The organism is Psychrobacter sp. ANT_H3 (assembly GCF_027919975.1).
GTDB classification, from domain to species: Bacteria; Pseudomonadota; Gammaproteobacteria; order Pseudomonadales; family Moraxellaceae; genus Psychrobacter; species Psychrobacter maritimus.
The window spans coordinates 1-3,551 of the sequence record NZ_JAQISM010000010.1 but is presented as its reverse complement, the minus strand read 5'-3'; the positions used below and the strand labels follow the sequence as shown (position 1 = coordinate 3,551).

The 3,551-nt window shown below is 40.9% G+C and carries 2 protein-coding genes; both read left to right on the top strand.

Going from position 1 to position 3,551, the window contains the following annotated elements; translation table 11 throughout:
- A partial coding sequence (locus PG901_RS07180; protein ID WP_271134033.1) for a transferrin-binding protein-like solute binding protein occupies window positions 1-1,792 on the top strand: 1,792 nt, incomplete at its 5' end.
- 139 nt (window positions 1,793-1,931) lie between these two features.
- Entirely contained in the window at window positions 1,932-3,485 is a 1,554-nt protein-coding gene (locus PG901_RS07175; protein ID WP_271134032.1) for a surface lipoprotein assembly modifier, read from the top strand.
- Window positions 3,486-3,551: the final 66 nt, after the last annotated feature.

Sequence of the window (3,551 nt, the reverse complement as noted above, 5' to 3'; positions counted from 1 at the left end):
GCAAGCGGCTGCGGCTCAAACACGTGCCGATGAAGCGGAAAAAGAGAAATTAGAAGCTGAAGCTAGAGCGAAAGCGGCAGAAGAGGCTCTTGCAGCGGCACAGCAATTACCGCCAGCACCAACCAACCCGACAGTTGCTGCAAATACTAAAGTTACTGGCTTCCAAAATAGTATTGCAAAAGATGACAATAGTGGTTTGAGCGCAAATACTTCTGCGAGCTACGATACCTACACAGCTCTTTTTAATGAGACTGGATCGAGTTATTTTAAACAACCTGTGAATGTCACATTAAGAAGTACAGATGACCAAGACTATGGAAAGGGTTTTAAGAAAAGCTCTCTTAAGCAAATTGGTGGCGCGCTTGATAATAAGCTAAATTACACGTCTACTTATAAAAACTTTGACAATCAAATGCAAGTTGGTCATGTATATGGTGACCTTAAACGTTTCGCTAACGTAACCCAATTAGCTACTTTGTCAAACGTCTATGTACAAGGTAATAGTACAAATGACGTTGATATGAAGTACATGAAAGATCTATCGCAATACAATATTAATAACCGTATTAATGACGGTAAAGTTGCCTACAAAGGTGATGCCACTTATCTTGGTAATACAAAAAGTGAGATTATTGGCGTTGATCCGACTGTAGGTACGTCTAACTTTAGTGTTGATTTTGTGGATAGCCAAGTCGACGGCACACTATCGTTTGCTGGTATGAAAGATAAGAAAATAAAAGCAGAAATTGCAGGCAATACCTTTGCGGGTAATTGGAATGGTGTTGATACTAAAGGTGGGTTCTATGGAGAAGATGCCAAGCTATTAGGTGGCATATATCAAGATGCTGGAGGTAAAGGAACTTATGGTGCTACTAAAGTCGGCTCTAACTCTGAACCAGTACCAGTACCTAAAGCTATAACAGGTGTTATGAGTAACACCGTCAGCAGTGTAGCGGGAACTGGAACAGAAAATGCTATTGGTTATCGTCAGTTTGTAAGGGACAATGATACATTCAATACCACAACAGGTTCTGGTGAAGATACCAACCCAGTAATGATTGTTGATACTAATACAGATAATCTACCGGGTTATAATCAGCTTGTTGGTCGTCTAGATATTACTAAACCAGGTAAATTCGGACAAGCATCGAAACTGACACTAGTAAAATCTGATGATATATCGCTCGATGATGGTTTCAAAAAATCTAAAGATACGAGTACAGCGACCTTTGGTAAAGTTGAATCCATTCTTGGCAAGATTGATTTAAAATACGATTATCAATCTGTTTATAAGAACTTCGACTCGCAAATGCAAATCGGTCATGTGTATGGTGACATGCGTAAAGAAGGTTCATTTGGTGGGGTGAAATCACGCTATACCAATGTTTACGTCATGGGTGAAGCTACTGAGAACATGCCTACAGAAGGCAAAGTTCAGTATGCTGGTGTTGCAACCTATATGGATAATCTGCATTTAGGCTCAGGCGCTCTTAAAACCCCAGTGGTCAACGGCACATCTAATTTTAATGTTGATTTCGTTAATGACTCATTAACAGGAACATTAAAGTTTGCTGATATTAATAAAAATATTGGTATCAGTGCTGGGATTACGGGTAATACTTTTGCTGGTAGTAAAGATAATATTACAACCTCAGGTGGTTTCTATGGTGAAGATGCTAAGTTCTTAGGTGGTATTTACCAAGAAGCACAACCTGGTAGCGTACCTGGAACTGGAACTACGCCAGGAACTGGTACAACTTTCCAAGGAACCTTTGGTGCTGAAAAGCAATAAAGTAATATGACTGTATAAAACAAACAAAAAAGCGTCCTAGGACGCTTTTTTGCTCGCTTAAAGCATTAAAATCCCTTAGGATAACTAAAGTTGGAATAATGTTTAGAAAAATAGTGATCGTACTTAGGTAAGGATACCCATGAATAATCAATATATGCGCAAACCTCTCACCGCTTCCATTTTGCTATCAATGATGGCGTTTTCTCTACCATCAATGGCTGCTCCAGACGATTTACCAGAGATAGAGCCCGAGCTTAACCAAGCTGATGAACTGCTTAAACGCGAGAGTCAAACTGCTGTATCAGACCCAACAGCACCTTCTACCGCTGTTAATGATACAGAAGCACAACGTGCTATCAGAAGTCGCCAGCAACTTGCTGCCGCCACCGCTTATAACTTAGAAGCCTTAAAAGCCAACCCAGCTGCGTTTAGTAAATTCTTGAATGATGCTTTAGCGGCGCAGGATATGGTGACCGTTAAGCAGGTATTGCCCCACTATAAAGCGTTAGAAACCAAAGACCCTATGCTTATCAAGTTTGCTGATGCCTTGATATATCGCAGTGAAGCTAAAAACAAACAAGCGATTGAAATCTATCGCGGTATGTTAGCGGCAGATCCAGATTTTCACCCTGTTCGCTTAAATATGGCAATTGCGATGCAAGCTGATAAGCAATATGCCGCTGCAAAAGAGCAGTTTTTAAAACTGCAGTCGGTTGATCTGCCTGCACCGGTGATGGCTAGAGTTCAAAACTCGTTAGCTCAAATCAATAGTTCAGAGAAATGGCAGTTTAATGCTTCTGCCAGTTATGTTAGAGATAATAATATTAATGATGCACCCTCTAAGTCTATTCAATCTGATTTAGGGCGCTCGATTGAGCAACAGTCAGCCAACGGCATTCAAGTATCTGGTAGTGCAAACAAACGCTTTAATCTACCTGATAACTTTTATGCCACCGTGGGTGGAAATGCGTCTTTAAAGGGTTATTGGGATGAGACGGACTACAATGATTACTTATTTACAGCTTCCGCTGGCGTCGGTTATGACGATGCCAAAAATGATGTCTCGCTCACGCCGTTTGTGACTAAGCGATATTATGATGAAGAAGCCTATAGCTTACGTAAGGGCGTGACCGTGAGTGGCTCGCGCTGGGTTAAACCAAAGCTCAAACTAACGGCAACCGGTATTTTATCAAAAGAGACCTTTGAAGATGATGACAATCAGAACCGTGAAACAGATGGTCAGTTTTTGGGCTTAAATGCCTTTTATATTAAAGATGCCAAAGAGTATTTTTATGGTGGTCTAGGTAACTATCAAAATGATGTGCCCAAATCGAGTATTATTAGCTATGATCGTAACTCGGTGAATGTCGGTTGGGGGCGTGAGTGGAAGCGCGGTATCTCAACACTAGCGTCAGCAGGCTATGGTATTAAAAAGTATGAAGATCCTGCCGATGCCTATCCAGCAGGTAGTGGCGCTTGGAAAGGCTATTATAATGCTGTAGGCGGAGAGCCAGGCTCCAGAAGAGAAGACAAAACCACCTCACTGGGTCTACAAGTGTGGAAGCGAGATTTCACAGTGCTTGGCTTAACGCCAAGATTGGTATTTGATTACGATACCACTTCTAGTAACTTTGCCTATTATGACGACCGTGATGAAAAATCAGCGACAGTACTATTAACGAAAACCTTTTAGTTAAATTCGTTTAATTAAATACGTATACTACGTATAAAACGCTAATAATAAAAAACCTCGCCAATT

What these genes read in the sequence shown, in the direction of transcription:
- PG901_RS07175 (WP_271134032.1), top strand. Translation starts at nt 1,932, where the DNA reads ATGAATAATCAATATATGCGCAAACCTCTCACCGCTTCCATTTTGCTA.